This window comes from Thermobifida sp., assembly GCF_017577275.1.
GTDB lineage: Bacteria > Actinomycetota > Actinomycetes > Streptosporangiales > Streptosporangiaceae > Thermobifida > Thermobifida fusca.
The window spans coordinates 1-16,568 of the sequence record NZ_PITY01000017.1 but is presented as its reverse complement, the minus strand read 5'-3'; the positions used below and the strand labels follow the sequence as shown (position 1 = coordinate 16,568).

11 protein-coding genes and 2 tRNA genes are annotated in these 16,568 nt (G+C 66.7%); 4 read left to right on the top strand and 9 right to left on the bottom strand.

The window, feature by feature from the left end:
• Positions 1–66: 66 nt before the first annotated feature.
• Together CW348_RS03365 and CW348_RS03360 are read left to right on the top strand one after the other, a co-directional pair.
• Positions 67–375 (top strand): putative quinol monooxygenase, encoded by a 309-nt coding sequence (locus tag CW348_RS03365; RefSeq protein WP_011293200.1) that lies wholly within the window; start codon positions 67–69, stop codon positions 373–375.
• Entirely contained in the window at positions 372–1,577 is a 1,206-nt protein-coding gene (locus tag CW348_RS03360; protein ID WP_104612658.1) for a helix-turn-helix domain-containing protein, read from the top strand. The genes CW348_RS03365 and CW348_RS03360 overlap by 4 nt, the downstream gene beginning before the upstream one ends.
• A 613-nt stretch (positions 1,578–2,190) precedes the next feature.
• On the opposite strand, the gene CW348_RS03355 is transcribed toward CW348_RS03360, so the two are convergent.
• From CW348_RS03355 to topA, 7 genes are all read right to left on the bottom strand, one after another.
• Positions 2,191–2,264 (bottom strand) — tRNA-Thr (locus CW348_RS03355).
• Between the two features lie 63 nt (positions 2,265–2,327).
• Positions 2,328–3,851 carry an aminotransferase class V-fold PLP-dependent enzyme gene (locus CW348_RS03350; RefSeq protein ID WP_104613101.1) on the bottom strand — a complete coding sequence of 508 codons (1,524 nt, stop codon included), beginning with the start codon at positions 3,849–3,851 and terminating at the stop codon, positions 2,328–2,330.
• 117 nt (positions 3,852–3,968) lie between these two features.
• Positions 3,969–5,507 (bottom strand): alpha/beta hydrolase, encoded by a 1,539-nt coding sequence (locus CW348_RS03345; protein WP_016189298.1) that lies wholly within the window; start codon positions 5,505–5,507, stop codon positions 3,969–3,971.
• A complete protein-coding gene (locus tag CW348_RS03340; RefSeq protein ID WP_011293204.1) occupies positions 5,443–6,249 on the bottom strand; it encodes a regulatory iron-sulfur-containing complex subunit RicT in 807 nt (268 codons plus the stop codon). The genes CW348_RS03345 and CW348_RS03340 overlap by 65 nt, the downstream gene beginning before the upstream one ends.
• A 51-nt stretch (positions 6,250–6,300) precedes the next feature.
• Entirely contained in the window at positions 6,301–7,473 is a 1,173-nt protein-coding gene (locus CW348_RS03335; protein WP_011293205.1) for a DNA polymerase III subunit delta', read from the bottom strand.
• A 73-nt stretch (positions 7,474–7,546) separates the two neighbouring features.
• Positions 7,547–9,607: a dTMP kinase gene (gene tmk / locus CW348_RS03330; protein ID WP_038044175.1), complete on the bottom strand. Its 2,061-nt coding sequence runs from the start codon at positions 9,605–9,607 to the stop codon at positions 7,547–7,549.
• A 158-nt stretch (positions 9,608–9,765) separates the two neighbouring features.
• On the bottom strand, positions 9,766–12,486 hold the full coding sequence (topA, locus tag CW348_RS03325) for a type I DNA topoisomerase (RefSeq protein WP_278459516.1): 2,721 nt from the start codon (positions 12,484–12,486) through the stop codon (positions 9,766–9,768).
• Between the two features lie 226 nt (positions 12,487–12,712).
• Here topA and CW348_RS03320 point away from each other — a divergent pair, with 226 nt between their 5' ends.
• Complete coding sequence (locus tag CW348_RS03320) at positions 12,713–12,898, top strand: DUF5703 family protein (protein ID WP_011293208.1); 186 nt, start codon at positions 12,713–12,715, stop codon at positions 12,896–12,898.
• A gap of 143 nt (positions 12,899–13,041) precedes the next feature.
• On the opposite strand, the gene CW348_RS03315 is transcribed toward CW348_RS03320, so the two are convergent.
• Positions 13,042–13,758 carry a hypothetical protein gene (locus tag CW348_RS03315; RefSeq protein ID WP_104613100.1) on the bottom strand — a complete coding sequence of 239 codons (717 nt, stop codon included), beginning with the start codon at positions 13,756–13,758 and terminating at the stop codon, positions 13,042–13,044.
• A gap of 732 nt (positions 13,759–14,490) precedes the next feature.
• Entirely contained in the window at positions 14,491–15,792 is a 1,302-nt protein-coding gene (locus CW348_RS03310; RefSeq protein WP_011293210.1) for a M20/M25/M40 family metallo-hydrolase, read from the bottom strand.
• A 220-nt stretch (positions 15,793–16,012) separates the two neighbouring features.
• Between CW348_RS03310 and CW348_RS03305 the strand changes: the two genes are divergently transcribed.
• Positions 16,013–16,098, top strand: a tRNA-Leu gene (locus CW348_RS03305).
• The last annotated feature ends 470 nt before the right edge of the window (positions 16,099–16,568 follow it).

Below are 16,568 nucleotides of genomic sequence, written 5' to 3'. Positions count from 1 at the left end.
TGGAATGTGTTTGCCACACGATGAGTACGGACAGCGAAACGCATAGAGTCAGCTAAGGGAGTCGCCGTGTTCGGTCTGGTGGTTAAGTTCGTCCTGAAAGACCAAGCCAGCGCGCAGGGGTTTGATGCGCTTGTGGCCGAGACGTTGCCCAAGATCCGCCAGAGCGAGCCGGGGACCCTGGTCTATGCAGTGCACGAGGTGGACGGTGAGCCGTTGCAGCGGGTCTTCTACGAGCTGTACGCTGACCGGACGGCTTTCGAGACCCACGAAGAGCAGCCGCACGTGATGCGCTTTCTTGAAGAACGCGGCCAGTACCTGGAGTCTTTCACCGTGGACTTCCTGAACCTGCAGGATGCCAAAGGTGTGGCACGGTGAGTACGGAGTATCAGAAAGCGCTGGGCCGCAAGATCGCCCAATACCGGCGCAGACGGGGCCTGTCGCAACGGGAGTTCGCTGCTCTCATCAACCGTTCTGAAGCCTGGGTTTCTCAGGTGGAACGCGGGGTGCGCAAGGTCGACCGGATGTCGGTGCTGGCAGCCGTGGCTGAGGTGTTGGACGTACCGGTTGCGGAACTGGCCGCTGAGGCACCTATCGTCGCGGCCACAGCCAAAGAAACCCCAGACAGTACCCGGCTGCGCCTGGTGCTGAGTGCCGCGCACGCCCTGAATGCGCTCCTCGCTCAGAAGCAACCAGCTGATCTTGCAGAGTTGCGGCCTCGTGTAGAGCAGGCGTGGCAGCTCACCCATAAGGGTCACTACCTGGAGTTGACAGACCTGCTGGAATCCTTGGTGCCTCAACTGGAGACAGCGACACGATCCGTCGACGACGAGCAGCGCACCGAATGTTTCCGGTTGCTGGCCTCGGTCTACCAGGCGTGTTCGTCGGCGCTCAGCAAGCTGGGCGACTTTGCGGCGGCCTGGGTTGCTGCTGAGCGGGCAATCGTCGCGGCAGAGCGGGCTGATGATCCGCTGTTGATGGCGGCGGGCGAGTTCCGGTTGTGTGTGACCTTTCAGGGGGCCAAACACTTCCACCAGGTCGACACAGTAGCGCGCACCTCAATAGAGGCGCTGTCCTCTCTGGCTTCCAACGACCGTCCAGAGGTGCTATCACTCATGGGAGCGCTGACTCTGCAACGGGCCATTGCCGCCGCCCGCAGCAACGACGCAACCGCCGCATACACACACCTCATCTCAGCACGATCCCTAGCTCAACAACTCGGCGCAGACCGCAACGACTTCCACACCGAGTTCGGCCCAACCAACGTGAGCCTGCATGAAGTATCGGTCGCAGTGGACCTAGGCGATGCCGGAATAGCGCTGCGAGCAGCAGCAACAGTCGATGCTTCAGACCTATCCGCAGAACGGCGAGGACGGTTCCTCATCGACGTCGCACGCGCCCACCTTCAGCGACGCAACCTCGACAAAGCCATCCATACGCTGCACCAAGCAGAATCAATCACACCCGAACAAGTCCACAGCCATCCCCTAGCCCGTCAAGCAATCGGAGACCTCCTCACCATCCAAGACCCCGCCAGCCCAGCACTCCAAGAACTGGCCCGCAGAGCAGGCATGCTTTAGATACTCACAACTCAAAACACCAGGCAGTCACACAAGCACCGGTCAGGGTGTGGCTACCGCCGCACCCCTCCCGCATGCGCGGGGAGCACCCTATACGGGTTTCGCCCCCGCGCCCCCTGCGTGGTCCATCCCCGCATGCGCGGGGAGCACCGAGCCGAGGCGATGCGTTCTCGCACCGAGCCGGGTCCATCCCCGCATGCGCGGGGAGCACACTTAACGACCTGCGACTTTACCGGCCCAAGGCGCCAGTTTCATTCACTTCTTGGAGAAGTGTAGATCGTTGATGGTGGCACTTCGAGCCGAGCTTCTCTGTTTGGGGATCCCTCCGGGTTCCGGCAGCACCACTACGCCGCTTTGACCTGAGCGTCACCGCCAACCCATGAAGGTTTCCTGTTGTTTTCCGCATCACGCTGGGCCATGGAGGCGCTGAACGGGCGGCGACGGTTGGCGGCTCCGTCATCGTCCTTCAAGCAAGGGCGTTGGATCTTCCGGTCCCGTCAGACCCCGAGGAATGCAGACGAGGCCGGCTTCCGAAGCCTGGCCAGAGACCCCTCCTCAGCACAGAGGACAAGAAAAGGCCCTCCCTGGACCGGGGAGGGCCTTCCGTACTGCGAGCCGCCTGTGGGAATCGAACCCACGACCTACGCATTACGAGTGCGTCGCTCTGGCCGACTGAGCTAAGGCGGCCTTCACAGAGGCTCTGTAAGTCTAGCGCGTTCCTGGGCAGGACCGAAATCGAATCCGGACGGGTCAGCACGCCACCCGTGCGGGCAGGTCGCTGGTGTCGGGGAAGCGGTCCAGGTAGGTGGAGAACGCGAAGTCCAGGAAACGCGCTCCATCATCCAGGGTACTCGCTAGGCCGAAGGAGACGCGGATCGCTCCGGCCGTGGGCATGCCCATGGCAGCGAGCACCTCGTCGACTGTGGCGGGAAACTGCAGTCCGGGCAGTCGCAGGTTTTCCCGGCGGAGCCGGAAAGCCGCCTCCCCTGCCCCGGGGTTGCAGAAGCATCCGGTCCGCAGCGAGATGGTGGCGCGTGCCGCGTCACGGGCCACCACCCGTTCGTCGACGACGCGCCCCGCCGGGTCGAGGAAGTTGAACGCGATCGTGCCGCCGCGCGCGTCCGTGGTGGTGGGCCCGTAGATGCGGACGAGCGGCGTGCCCGTGGCGTGGCGGGCGCGGACCAGCTGGTCGAGCAGCCAGCCGGTGAGGCACTGCACCCGGGTGTGCACGGTGTCGATGCCGATCGCGGACAGCCAGCGCAGTCCCACTTCCACATCCGGAATGGACAGGTAGTTGACGGTGCCGTCTTCGAAGGCTGCGGCGCCGTCCAGCGGGTGGAACCAGTCGCCTTGCACGCTGACCGCTTGGATGGTGCCTCCGGAGAACCACGGCCGCTGCAGTCGGGCAAGGGCTTCACGGCGTGCGATGAGACAGCCCAGGCCGGTCGGATACCCGAAGAGCTTGTACCAGCTCACAGGCATGAAGTCGGGGTGGATTTCTGCGAGGTCGATCCGGTTGGCGGGCGCGTAGGCGGCCGCGTCCAGCAGCACGTCGAAGCCGTAGCGGTGGGCGATGTCGATCCATTCCAGCTGGTGTTGCACGCCGGAGAAGTTGCTCTGCGCCGGGTAGGCGAATAGTCCGGCCCGCCCGCCGTTGTCCTCCCGGTTCCGGAGGGGCGGGGGTGGGGGGCGGTCGAGCGCGGTGTGAATCTCGTGTTCTTCTGCGCGCAGTTCGGGAGGTGTGACGTCGATCGTGTCGATCTGTGCTCCTCTGCGGCGCGCGAATTCGCGGATGCCGTTCACGGAGTTGTGGTTGTCGGCGAGCTGCACGAACCGGGTTCCGGGTTGGAACGGGTACGCCTCGCCGACGAGACGGCAGGCCCCGGTGGCGTTGGGGGTGAAGATGGCCGTGTACTCGTCGGGGGAGGCGTTGAAGAACCGCAGTACCGCGTCACGGGCCTGTTCCACGAGTTCGGTTGAGGCGGCGGAGGTGGGGTTGGCGGAGTGGGGGTTGCCGAAGCAGTTGGCCCGTACCCGGTCAGCATGGGCTTGGATCTGGGTTTCGGCGGGGAGTCCGCCCCCCGTGTAGTCCAGGTAGAGGTGGTTTTTGGCGTCGAGGTACCGGTATTCGGTGGCGCGCAGGTGGTCGAGTATCGCCGTGTCGGCGTACTCGGGGTAGGTGTCGAGGAACGTGCTCTGCTGGGGGATGGGGGACTGCGGGGTCGGATGCGTCCCTGTGGCGTTCGGAGCCGCGCGGTCCTTCGTCCGTTTCATGCTGCCCTCCGCGTCATGCCTGTCCTTGTGAGGGCCATTCCCGCGGTTGCGCCCCGCTTCCCACCATCCTCGCGTATTTTGAGGAGCTTTTACCTGGTTCAGGGTAGTTTGCCGGGTTTATCGGTTTGTCTGGGTTCCCAGGGCGCAGACAGTCCCGTCTTCCGGCACGTCCCCCTCCACCAGGTAGGCGTCGACTTCCGCGTCCACGCACGCGTCGAACCCGTAGGCGGTGTGGCCGTCCCCGTCCCAGGTGAGCAGCACCCCCGACTCCAGAGCCTCAGCCATTTCCTCCGCCCACGCGTACGGGGTCGCGGAGTCCCGGGTGGTGCCGACGACGAGGATGGGCGGCGCGCCATCGCCGTCGATCTCCGGCACCGCGTCCTCCTGGGCTTCTTCCGGCCAGTACGCGCACGTCAACGAGCCCCACACGAGGGACGGCCCGAACAGGGGCGACGTTGTTTTCACGGTGCGCGCAGCCTCCTCGTAGGCGGCGAGGTCCCGCGGTCCGGGCCGGTCCGCGCAGTTCACCGCGATCAGCGCGGCCAGGGAGTTCTCGTACGTGGTGCGGTTGTCCCGGCGGTACAGCATGTCGCCGAGTTCGAGAAGCGTCGTGCCGTCGCCGTCGTTGATCGCTTCAGCGAGCCCGGCGCGGACCCGCGGCCACAGCGACTCGCTGTACAAGGCGGCGAGCACCCCCAGTTCCACGCGGGTCTGGTTGATCTCCCGGTCGTCAATCCGGTTGCGCAACGGCTCGGCTGCGGCCTGCTCCATGAGTGCAGCGATCCGCGCCACCCCTTCTTCCACGGTGGGGTTCTCCCCGTCGGCGAGCGGGCAGTCGGACCAGGTCAGGCAGTCGTCAACGAAAGCGTGCAGGGCCGTGGTGAAGCCTTCCGCTTGTTCGACGCTGAGCTCCAACTGGTCGCCGTGCGGGGCGACCGCGCCATCCAGGACGAGGGCGCGCACCTTGTCGCCGAAGAGTTCGGCGTAGTGGGCGCCGATGAACGTGCCGTAGGACTTGCCGAGGTAGGTGAGCTTGTCGTCGCCGAGCACTTCCCGCAGCACGTCCAGGTCACGGGCCACGTTGGCGGTGCCCACGTGGTGGATGAGCTCCCCGGAACGTTCCAGGCACGCCGCAACGAAGTCGCGGTTCACCTGGGCGAACTCGTCCAGTCGGGTGTCGGCGGGGTCCTCGCTGTCCAGGATGGGCGCGGGGAAGCCGATGAACTCGTCCAGTCCCGCGCTGTCCATGCAGTAGATGGGGGTGCTCTGGCTGACGCCCCGCGGGTCGAAGCCAACGATGTCGAACCGTTCCCGCACCTGCTCGCTGAACAGGGAGGGGGCGGCGCTGACATAGTCGAGTCCGGAGCCGCCCGGCCCACCCGGGTTGACCACCAGGGATCCGATTTTGTCCCCGGAGGCGGGGAGGCGTTTCACCGCGATCGTCACCTGCCGTCCGGACGGGTCGTCGTAGTCCATGGGGACTGTGATCGTGCCGCATTCGAAGCCCCGGCCGCAGTCCTCCCAGGCGATCTCCTGGTCGTAGAAGGCGGCCAGCGGGTCCGCTGTCTCCGACGCGGCAAGGGGGTTGACGTTAGCGCATCCGGTCGCGAGCAGCGCCACCACCAGTGACGCGCCGATCCAGCCCTGTGTTCCCACTCGTTTCTGTTCTCCGTGCCAGGCCCTCGTAGGCGTTGTCGTATGCCTGCCTCGCCGCGCAGACGTCCGCTCGGTCGCACGAGAAGCGCCGCCCCGGGGACTCGTGCTCCTGGTCCGGCTCGTGCTCGTAGCGCAGGCAGCACATCAGCTTGCCGCACGCGCCCGAGATCCGCAGGGGATTAGCGGGCAGGTTGTGTGCTTTGGCCATGCGCATCGTCACCGGTTCGAAGCGGGTGAGGAAGGTGGCGCAGCACAGTTCGCGGCCGCACGGGCCGATACCGCCGTGCCGGCGGGCTTCGTCGCGTGCGGAGAGCCGGATGAACCGCACCCGCGCTTTGAGGGTCTGGGCCAGCTCCCGTTGCAGGGCCCGGTAGTCCACCCGGGTGCGCGACGTGTAGTAGATGGTGACGGCGTCGCTGTCGGCGACGTGGTCGGCGCCGACGACCACCAGGTCCACGCCGCGGGTGCGGGCTAGGCGCCGCGCAGTACGGCGTGCTTCAGCGCGTCGGCGGCGGGCCTGTTCGGCGCGGGCCAGGTCTGCGTCAGTGGCCAGGCCCAGGCAGACGGGGAGGCCGTGGATGTCTTCGTTGACCCACTGCGGTGCCCACACACATTCGGCGACCTCGGGTCCGCCTTCGGCGGGGACGAGCACTTTGTCGCCGACGCGGGGACTGGTCTGCCCCGGGTCGAGGTAGTGGAGCCGTCCGTACCGTTCGAAGGCCACCGCCATGATCATGGGCATGGTGATCAGCCTAAGCGGCGTCCTGCGGCCAGCACCAGTGTCGTGCAGGGCTCAGCCCAGATACAGGGCGGCGGTCATCGCTTCCATGGCGATCTGCGGGTGGACGTTGGCGTTGATGCGGCGGCGGCATTCCATGATCGCGTCGATGCGGCGCAGGGTGGCTTCCGGGGTGCTGGAGCGTGCCACGCGACGCAGGTCGGCGTCGCGGTCCGCGGTGGAGAGTTCCACGGACGCACCGAGTTGGATGGCGAGCACGTCCCGGTAGAAGGCGACCAGGTCCATGAGGAACGTGTCGTAGGCGTCCCGTTTGATGCGGGTAGCGCGGCGTTTCTGCCGTTCCTCGAGTTCTTTGAGGGCTCCGGCTGCGCCGCGCACTGCTTTGGCCACGCCTTTGCCGGTGGCGCCTTCCCCGAAAGCAGCTTTGAGGTCTGCTTTCTCCTGTTCGTCGAGGGCCGCGGTGCTTTCCTTCGCGTCGGCTTCCGCGATCTCGTACAGGCGGGCGGCGGCGTGCACGCACGCGCCGAGGCTGTCGAGCCGGGCGGGGATGGTGAGGACTTCTTCCCGCCGGGCGCGGGCGGTTTCGTCGGTGGCGAGTTGGCGGGCGCGTTCCAAGTGTCCGGCAGCGGCGCGGGCCGCGGCGACTGCGCGGTCCCGGTCGATCCCGTCCCGGGTGACGAGGGCGTCGATGATCGCTTCCGTGCTGGGGGTGCGCAGGTTCACGAGGCGGCAGCGGGAGCGGATCGTGACGAGCAGGTCGTGGGCGGTGGGCGTGCACAGCAGCCACACGGTGCGCGGGGCGGGTTCTTCAATTGCTTTGAGCAGGGCGTTGGAGGCGGCTTCGGTGGCGCGGTCGGCGTCTTCGAACAGCACGACCCGGAAGCGGCCCCCCGTGGGGCTGGAGGCGGCGCGCACCACGAGTTCCCGGGTCTGCTCCACGCCGAAGCTGAGCCCGCTGGGGCGCACGTAGAGGACGTCGGGGTGGGTTCCGGCAAGCACTTGGTGGCAGGAGGCGCATTCGCCGCAGCCGCCGTGGGTGCATTGGAGGGCGGCGGCGAATGCGCGGGCTGCCTGGGCTCGCCCTGCCCCGGGCGGGCCGGTGAACAGCCACGCGTGGGTCATGCCCGTGCCGTCACCGCCGGAGAGCAGGTTGTCGGCTGCGCGCACGGCGGCGCGCAGCCGTTGGACTACCGTGTCCTGGCCCACCAGGGTGTCGAAGACGCTCATCACCGGCCAGCATAGGGGGACCCGACGACAGTCGGGGCGGTCTGGGTGCTTCGGGCGGGTGCCTGAGGCTCGGTCACTCCTTGATGATCGGGATCATGCCGGTGATCTCTTCGGCGTCGTGGGGGACCGGGTCGGGCAGGATGCGCCGCAGGTGCCTACGGATCGCCTTGGTGATTTCTTCCTGCGGTTCCCGGGCGTCGAGCACGAGGTAGCGGTCGGGGGCGCGGTCGGCGAGTTCCAGGAAGCAGCGGCGGACCCGCTCGTGGAATTCGAGGTTTTCTGACTCGAGCCGGTCGGCGGGACGGTCGGCGTGCCGCCGCAGTCCTTCTTCGGCGGGAATGTCGAGCAGGATCGTCAGGTCCGGCACGAGCCGCCCGGTGGCCCAGTTGTTGATTGTGGCGACGTCGTCGGGGTCCAGTTCCCGTCCCGCCCCCTGGTAGGCGAGCGTGGAGTCCACGTAGCGGTCGCTGATGACGATCGCGCCGCGTTCCAGTGCGGGCCGGATCACTTTGTCGACGTGTTCGGCACGGTCGGCCGCGTACAGCAGTGCTTCGGTGCGTGCCGCCATGCCCTCGTTGGCTTTGTCGAGCAGCATGGTGCGCAGCCGCATCCCGAGTTTGGTGGCGCCCGGTTCGCGGGTGGTGAGCACGTCGAAGCCTTCGTCCCGCAGCCACACGGCGATCTCGCGGACTTGGGTGGACTTGCCGGAGCCTTCGCCGCCTTCCAGGACAACGAACAGGCCGCCGGGCTTGTCGGGGGCGCCTTCTTCTTCGGCTGCGCCGCCCAGCAGGGTTTTGAGTTCAGCCCACAGCGTCTTGTCGTGGCCTTCGTTCATCTGCCAGTAGGCCACGAGGGAGACGAGGATGAGGAGGACCGCGGCGATCAGCAGCATGCCGGCGGAGCCGTGGAACTCGTAGCTGAGCTGCCCGGCTTTGAGAGTGGCAGACCCCATGGTGGCGGCGATCAGCGGGGACACCGCGACCGAACCCATGAGTACGACGCGGGCCATGGCGTGCAGGAACGCGAAGGTGCGGCCGCGGATCTCGTCTTCGACTTCTTGTCCGAGCAGGGTCAGGCCGATCACCCAGGCGATGCCCGCGCCCACGCCGACGCCCGTGGTGAGCACTGCAGCCAGGACCATGTCGGGGATCAGGCCGGCCAGCAGCAGCGCAATCCCGGAGCCCAGCAGGGACAGGCCGAACAGTCGGCGGCGGCTGAAGTCGCGGAGCACGCGGGGTCCGGCGAACATACCGAGCGCCATGCCGGTGAAGACCGCGCCGAACAGGACACCGAACCCGGCGTTGCCGGCGCCGAGGTGGGTGACGTAGATGCGGGCGACCCCGATGACTGCGCCGCCTGCGGCGAACGCGCCGAGCATGCCCAAGAGCAGGCCGCGCACCAGGCGGGTGGTTCCCGCATACCGGAGGCCGTCCCAGATGGCGCGGAACATGGAGGTTCGGGTCACCTTGTCCGAACTGTGGGTGGTGGGGATGGGCAGTCGGGCGATGACGACTGCGGCGACGAAGAAGGTGACGCCGTTGATGTAGAGGGCGATGTCGGCTTCGGGGGTTTGCAGGACCGGGAAGAGGCCGCCGAGCACCGTGCTGAGGGAGGCCAGCAGCGCGAACAGTCCGGCAGCGACGGGGGCGGAACCGTAGGTGGTGAGCAGGCTGAGCTGGTTGGCCTGTTCCAAGCGGTGCCGGGGCACCAGGTTGGGCACGGTGGCGTCCTTGGCGGGCGACCAGAACAGGGCCACGCATTCGGCGAGGAAGTTGGCGATGAGCAGCCAGTCCAGGCGGCCCACGATGGGGATCGAAATGTAGAGCAGGCCGCGGATAACGTCGCCCACGACCATGGTGAGGCGGCGGTCGAGCCGGTCGGCGAGGACTCCCGCGATCGGGCTGAGCACCACCGAGGGGAGCACTTTGAGGACGACGACTCCGCTCACCGCGAAGTATTGGATGACTGCTTCCTCGCCCTCGGTGAGGATCGCGGCCAAAGACATGAGTGCCAGGAGGCTCAGCCAGTCACCGAGGCTGGACAGGGATAGCGCAATCCACAGCCGCCGGAATGGCGGAATCGCGAGAACGGTGCGCGCCTCGCTGGGTGTCCCTAGGGGTGCGGGTCTGCTCATGGCGACCAGCGTAGCGACGGGTGCGAATCATGCAACGCTTACGGAATGCCCATTATTGGCATTTCTGGACATCTTCTCCCGGGGCCTCAGGATGAAAAGGACGTTCGTCCTGATCAGGAAGGGGAGGACCCGGGAAGGTCCTCCCCCTGGAATGCCTGTCACGCTTTTTTCGCGGTGCTTTTCGTGGTCTTCCGCGTGGTGGTGCGGGACGTGGTCTTCTTCGCGGGCGCTTTAGCCCGCCGCTCCGCCAGCAGTTCCGCGGCGCGCTCCGGGGTCAGCGACTCCACGTCGTCCCCCTTGCGCAAGGAGGCGTTGCTCTCCCCGTCGGTGACGTAGGGGCCGAACCGACCTTCTTTGATCACCATGGGCTTGCCGGTGACGGGGTCCGGGCCGAGTTCCCGCAGCGGCGGCGCCGCGGCCCGGGTGCGCCGCTTCTTCGGCTGGGCGAAAAGCTCCTTGGCTTCTTCGATCGTGACCGTGAACAGTTGCTCTTCGGTTTCCAGGGAGCGGCTTTCGCTGCCTTTCTTCAAGTAGGGGCCGAACCGGCCGTTCTGCGCGGTCACCTGCTCCCCGTCGATCTCCCCGACGACGCGGGGCAGGGAGAGCAGCTTCAACGCGTCCTCGAGGGTGATCGTCTCCAACGACATGGACTTCAGCAGGGACGCGGTGCGCGGCTTGGGGGCAGCGGTCTTCTTCCGCCCCTTCGGCTTCGCCTCCTCGGCCTCAGCTTCGGTCTCTTCGATGACCTCGGTGACATAGGGGCCGAACCGGCCGTTCTTCGCCACAATGGTGCGCCCCGTCTCCGGGTCCTTGCCGAGTTCCCGGTCCCCGTTGGGCTGGGCAAACAGTTCTTCGGCCCGCTCCTTGGTGAGCTCGTCCGGGGCGAGGTCGTCGGGTACGTTCACCCGCTGGCCGTTGCGTTCCAGGTAGGGGCCGTAGCGGCCGACCCGCAGCACGATGTCGCTGTCCGGCAGCGGGAACGAGCTGATCTCCTTGGGGTCGATGTCCCCCAGGTGCTCGTTGACGAGTTCTTTGAGGCCGATCTGTCCGTCAGCGCCGAAGTAGAACCGGCGCAGCCACGGCACCCGTTCCGCTTCCCCGCGGGCAATCGCGTCGAGCACGTCTTCCATGCGCGCGGTGAAGTCGTAGTCGACCAGGTGGCTGAAGTGCCGCTCCAGCAACTGGACCACGGCGAACGCCAGGAAGGACGGCACAAGCGCGGAGCCCTTCTTGAACACGTAGCCGCGTTCCAGGATGGTGCCGATGATGGTGGCGTAGGTGGAGGGGCGGCCGATTTCGCGCTCTTCCAGTTCTTTGACTAGGGACGCCTCGGTGTAGCGGGCGGGCGGCCGGGTGCTGTGTCCTTCCGCGTCGACGCTTTGGGCGTGCAGCGGGTCTCCTTCGGTGAGCGGTGGCAGCCGCCGTTCCCGGTCGTCGAGTTCGGCCTGCGGGTCGTCGGTGCCTTCCACGTAGGCTTTGAGGAAGCCGTGGAAGGTGATGATCTTCCCGGTGGCGGAGAATTCGACCTGTTCGCCAGCGGTGGAGGTCCCTGCGACGCGGACGCTCACCGATTCGCCGACCGCATCCTTCATCTGGGAGGCGATCGTGCGTTTCCAGATGAGTTCGTAGAGGCGGAGCTCCACCCCGCTCAGCCCGGTCTCCGCGGGGGTGCGGAAAGTGTCGCCGGCCGGGCGGATCGCCTCGTGGGCTTCCTGGGCGTTTTTGACTTTGCTGGTGTAGGTGCGGGGCTTGTCCGGCAGGTAGTTGTCGCCGTACAGGCGGGCGACTTGGGCGCGGGCCGCGGCGATAGCGCTCTCCGACAGGGTGGTGCTGTCGGTGCGCATGTAGGTGATGTAGCCGTTCTCGTACAGCCGCTGCGCCACCTGCATGGTCTGCTTGGCGGACAGGCCCAGCTTGCGGGAGGCCTCCTGCTGCAGGGTGGTGGTGCGGAACGGCGCGTACGGCGACCGCCGGTAGGGTTTCCGCTCCACGGAACGCACCGTGTACTGGGCTCCGGCCAGGCGTTCCGCGAGTCCGCGCGCCGTCTCCTCGTCCAAGTGCCGCACCCCCTTGGGGGAGCGCAGCACGCCTTGGGAGGTGAAGTCGCGGCCTTGGGCGACCCGGTCGCCGTCCACGGTGGCCAGGGTGGCCGGGAAGGTCGTGGGGTCGGCCCCGTCTGTCCCGGTGAGGACAGCGAAGACAGCTTTGAGGCCCCAGTATTCGGCCGGGGTGAACGCGATCCGTTCGCGTTCCCGTTCAACCACGAGACGGGTCGCCACGGACTGCACTCGCCCTGCCGACAGGCTGGGCATGACCTTCTTCCACAGCACCGGGGAGACCTCGTAGCCGTAGAGCCGGTCGAGGATGCGGCGGGTCTCCTGGGCGTCGACCAGGCGCAGGTTGAGGTCGCGGGTGTGTTGGGCCGCGTGGCGGATGGCTTCCTTGGTGATCTCGTTGAACACCATGCGCTTGACCGGGATCGTGGGTTTGAGTTCCTCGCGCAGGTGCCAGGCGATCGCTTCGCCTTCGCGGTCCTCGTCGGTGGCCAGGTACAGTTCGTCAGCTTCGGCCAGCAGTTCTTTGAGCCTCTTGACTTGGGCTTTCTTGTCGGCGTTGACCACGTAGAGAGGCTCAAAGTCGCGGTCGACGTTCACTCCGAGGCGCGCCCACGGCTCGTCCTTGTAGCGTGCCGGGATCTCCGCGGCCTTGTTTGGCAGATCCCGGATGTGGCCGATGCTGGACTCCACGATGTAGCCGGGGCCGAGGTAGCCCGCGATCGTCTTCGCCTTGGCGGGCGACTCGACGATGACGAGTTTGTTTCCTCCGCCCCGTACGGTGTCCTTCACGCCGTCTCCGGCACTGCCCTTCTTGGGTGGCACGTCTTCCCCTACGTCTCGCCTCGCGTTCGCGCGTCCACTCCGCAACGCGCGGGTCGGTTGCCCAAACTTTGACGGTAACCGACGCCGCTTGGTGCCTTTCGCACATCCGGACCGACGTGATGGGCCCGCGGTCCGGGTATCTCCCACTATGGGAGAGACACTGTCCCTCAGTTCGTCCGGGTAACGCTCTGGCGCAACACCCGTCAGCAGTCGCAGAATAAACGCAATGCTTGAGTACGAATACCAGGAACTCCGCTTTCCACGCGGCACTTCGCGGAGCGCGGCCCGTCAGGCCCTCACTGATCACGCCGAATACGGACGGTGGGAGCTGGCCCGAGTACGTGTGTACATGGACGGCAGCCGCCGTGTCACCTTACGGCGCCGGATCATCCGACAACCCAGACTAGTGTGATTTCAGACACAAACATAGCGAGGCATGTCCGTGTCCTTTGAACGGCGCGGAGGAAATGCCCTCGTCGCAGGACAGACTGGAGAAGTCTGGCCTGCAGACCACGGCGCGGGTGCGGGGTCTCCGCCGTCGACGGTCCGCTGCCGTCACCGGAACAGGTTCGGCCGGTCTGCGCGGCCAAGACCGTACCCGACGTAGATCGCGACCCCACCGAGCAGGATCGTGGCGACCCCCGCGGTGAGCAGCGGGGAGTCCTGAGATCCGACCGTGGTCAGCGCATACGAGGCGACTTCGGGGGCTGCAGGGCGGTCAAGCGGTTCCGGCAGTCGGGGGATTTCTGCGAGACGCAGCGGAGGGATCTCCTCAGGCTCCGGGCTCGCGGCATGCCAGGTGTCGTTGTTGCGGGGAATGTTCGCTTCGAGGACGGGGGCGATTCCGGGCTCCGCAGCGGACACCGGTTCTGCCTCGGCCTCGCGGGAGGGGGCTTCCACCGGTTCCGGTGTCTCCTCGGTTTCCTGGGGCGGCGTGATGGCGTGGACTTCGACGATCTGCGGCAGGTTTGCTAGCGGGCAGTGCGCTTCGGCTCGGCACCGGTCCGGGGCCGCGTCTGCTTCGGCGGGTGCGGGCTGTTCTGCAGCGGGGGCGGCTGGCGTGGTTGCGGTCGCGCACACTGTGGAGCGCTGCACGAGCGTGAGAGAGGTGTCGCAGACGTTGAGCGTGGTGTCGATCAGGGGGGTCCACTTTACGTTGAGGAGCGCGTCGTGGTCGTCTCCGACCGTGTCGGCATACGCTGCCGGGCTGGCCGCGACAAAGCCCGCGGCGATGAGGGCGGCGAGCGTGGTGTTCCGCACGGGTGCGTGCATGCGTGTTCTCCCTCTGGACAAGTCTCTGGTGTCTACGGACGCGGCGGTGCGGGTTATGTGAGGGTTGGGGAGCCGTCGGCGGGTGTGCGCCGGTCGGGTTGGGCCGCGTTCCGACTGGCCGGGTGGGGAGTACCTCGACGTCGTTGTCGCCTCGATAGGGGAGCTGTCCCGTGGACCGGGAAGTGCCGGGGCGGCTTCTGGGGTGCCGCGGCGGGGGTTTGCGTCGCCCGGTCCGGGTGCCGATGCCGCCACCATCGGCCGACGCTGTGCGGGCTTCCCGGGAGTGTGCGGCTGCCCCGCACTGGTGGGAAGCCACCGCGGAACAGGGTGGCACCGCCACCCCGCAGCGGGGCAGCGGTAGTCGTGGGGGCCACGGCCAGCGCAGCCTTCGCTTTCCACTCGGTGGGGAAGGCAGATCGGGCGGGGTCCGCCCCGAATCTGACGCCCAACCCGTCGCGGGCCGGGATGTGAGCGGAAGCGGGAGGGGCAGCACCGCAGACCGGACGGCCAGCGGCGTCCTGTCGCTCGCGTTCCGAGCACACCATGGACCAACCCCTCAGTGACTCCGGCTGAGCAGGACTAATCCCACGACTGTCGCGGAGATTCAGCTCTCCGAAACGCAAAGCAACGGTAGCACCAAGTAAGCAGTCCGTCTCGATGTGAAACCAGGCGTGTCTAGGGTGAACCGTCCCGAAACCACCCCGAAGCGGTCCCGGGACGGCAAGGCGTTGCTCAGGCCAGGTCGAAGAAACGGTCGAGGACCCGTACCCCGAACTGCAGGGCGTCGACGGGGACCCGTTCGTCTACCCCGTGGAACATGCCCGCGAAGTCCAATCCCGGGGGCAGCCGCAGCGGCACAAACCCGAAGTTGCGGATACCGAGCCGCATGAACGCCTTGGCGTCGGTGCCGCCGGACATGCAGTACGGCACGGCCTTGGCTCCTGCGTCTTCGGCCTGCAGCGCCTGGGTCATGGCGGTGACGATGCCGCCGGTGAACTCGGTCTGCACGGCAGGCAGGTACTGGATGAATTCGCGGGTGACCTTGGGGCCGAGCAGTCGGTCGATCTCCGCGAAGAACTCCTTTTCCAACCCGGGGAGGAAACGCCCGTCCACTTGTGCGGTGGCCGTTCCGGGGATGACGTTGGCCTTGTAGCCTCCGGCCAGAACGGTGGGGTTCACCGAGTTGCGCAGGGTCGCGCCCACCATGCTCGCGGCCGGGCCCAGCTGGGCCACGGTGGCTTCCACGTCGTCTTCGCGGAACTCGATACCGAACTCGGCGCACACTTCTTCGAGGAAGGTGCGTACTGCCGGGGTGAGCCGGACCGGGAACTTGTGCTGGCCCAGCCGGGCCACGGCGGCAGCGAGTTCGGTGATCGCGTTGTCGTTGTTCACCATCGACCCGTGCCCTGCCGTGCCCCGCGCGGTCAGCCGCATCCACGCGAGGCCTTTTTCTGCGGTTTCGATCAGGTACAGCCGCCGGTTCTCGTTGACGGTGATGCTGAACCCGCCGACTTCGCTGATCGCCTCGGTGCAGTCGGCGAACAGGTCGGGATGCTTTTCCACCAGCCAGTGGGCGCCGTGGGTCCCTCCGGCTTCCTCGTCGGCGAGGAAGGCGAGCACGATGTCCCGCGGAGGGCGGCGTCCTTCCCGCATCCGCTGCCGGACTACTGCGAGCACCATCGCGTCCATGTCTTTCATGTCGATGGCGCCCCGGCCCCACACGCATCCGTCGGCGACCTCCCCGGAGAAGGGGTGGTGGGTCCAGTCGGCGGGGTCCGCGGGAACCACGTCGAGGTGTCCTTGCACAAGGAGCGGCGGCCGGGACGGATCAGTTCCTTCGATCCGCGCCACCACGCTGCTGCGCTTGGGGTGGGATTCGTAGATCGTTGCTTCCAGGCCGACTTCGTCGAGTTTGGCGGCCACGTATTCGGCGGCTTCGCGTTCCCCCGGCCCGGAGTGGTCCCCGTAGTTGGAGGTATCGATCGCGATGAGCTCTCGGCACAGGTCGACGACCTCGGTTTCGGCCGTGCTCATCCCTTCCCTGTCCGTCATGGGTCGCACACCATCCTTTGTTGCGTTGATTCCTGCCCCCATGGTCCCGGTTCTGAGCAGTCCTGTGCTGCTTCTCGACGGATGAGGTCTCCGTTGTCGGCTAAGCTGCCGATCCGAGGCAGGGTTTATTGGCGTACGGGCCACCCCAGAGTTTTGATATGGTTGTCTTTGTCAGGCGGTGGTCCGCCAAGGAGCACCCCAGGTCCGGGTGGCGGAATAGGTAGACGCGCTAGCTTGAGGTGCTAGTGCCCGTTATAGGGCATGGGGGTTCAAGTCCCCCCTCGGACACGGACCTGAATCGACAAAGTCCTGGTTGCTGGCAGCAGCGGCCAGGACTTTTCGTTGTGTGGGCAGTCAGGCCAACGCTGGGCCGGGTTCGGCGTAGGCTTCCGCGGTGCAGAGGGCTGTGCCTGGAAGCGGCGAGTGCGTCTCTGTTCCAAGATTGCTTCGGACCTTGGCAGATACCGGGCTGGCGTTCCTGTTCGCCGCGGTGTGATTTTCCTCGACTGGTTCCAGAGCTCTCGGCGGTTGGTGGCCTGGGAAAGCCGGCAGCGGGGCCAACCGGGCGTTGTCCGGCGCTGCGGCGATAGCCCCCGGCAGAGGTGTCTCCGCCTGGCCATCTGCCGGGTAGTGATCGAAATTCTTGGGCGCAGACCCCCGGCTTCAGCCGTGGGGTTAGCCCATCCCTCTCGATCCTCAGACATTAGATAGATCCAAGCTGTATACTGTTCGGGTGGCTGTAACACTGCGGTCGAACA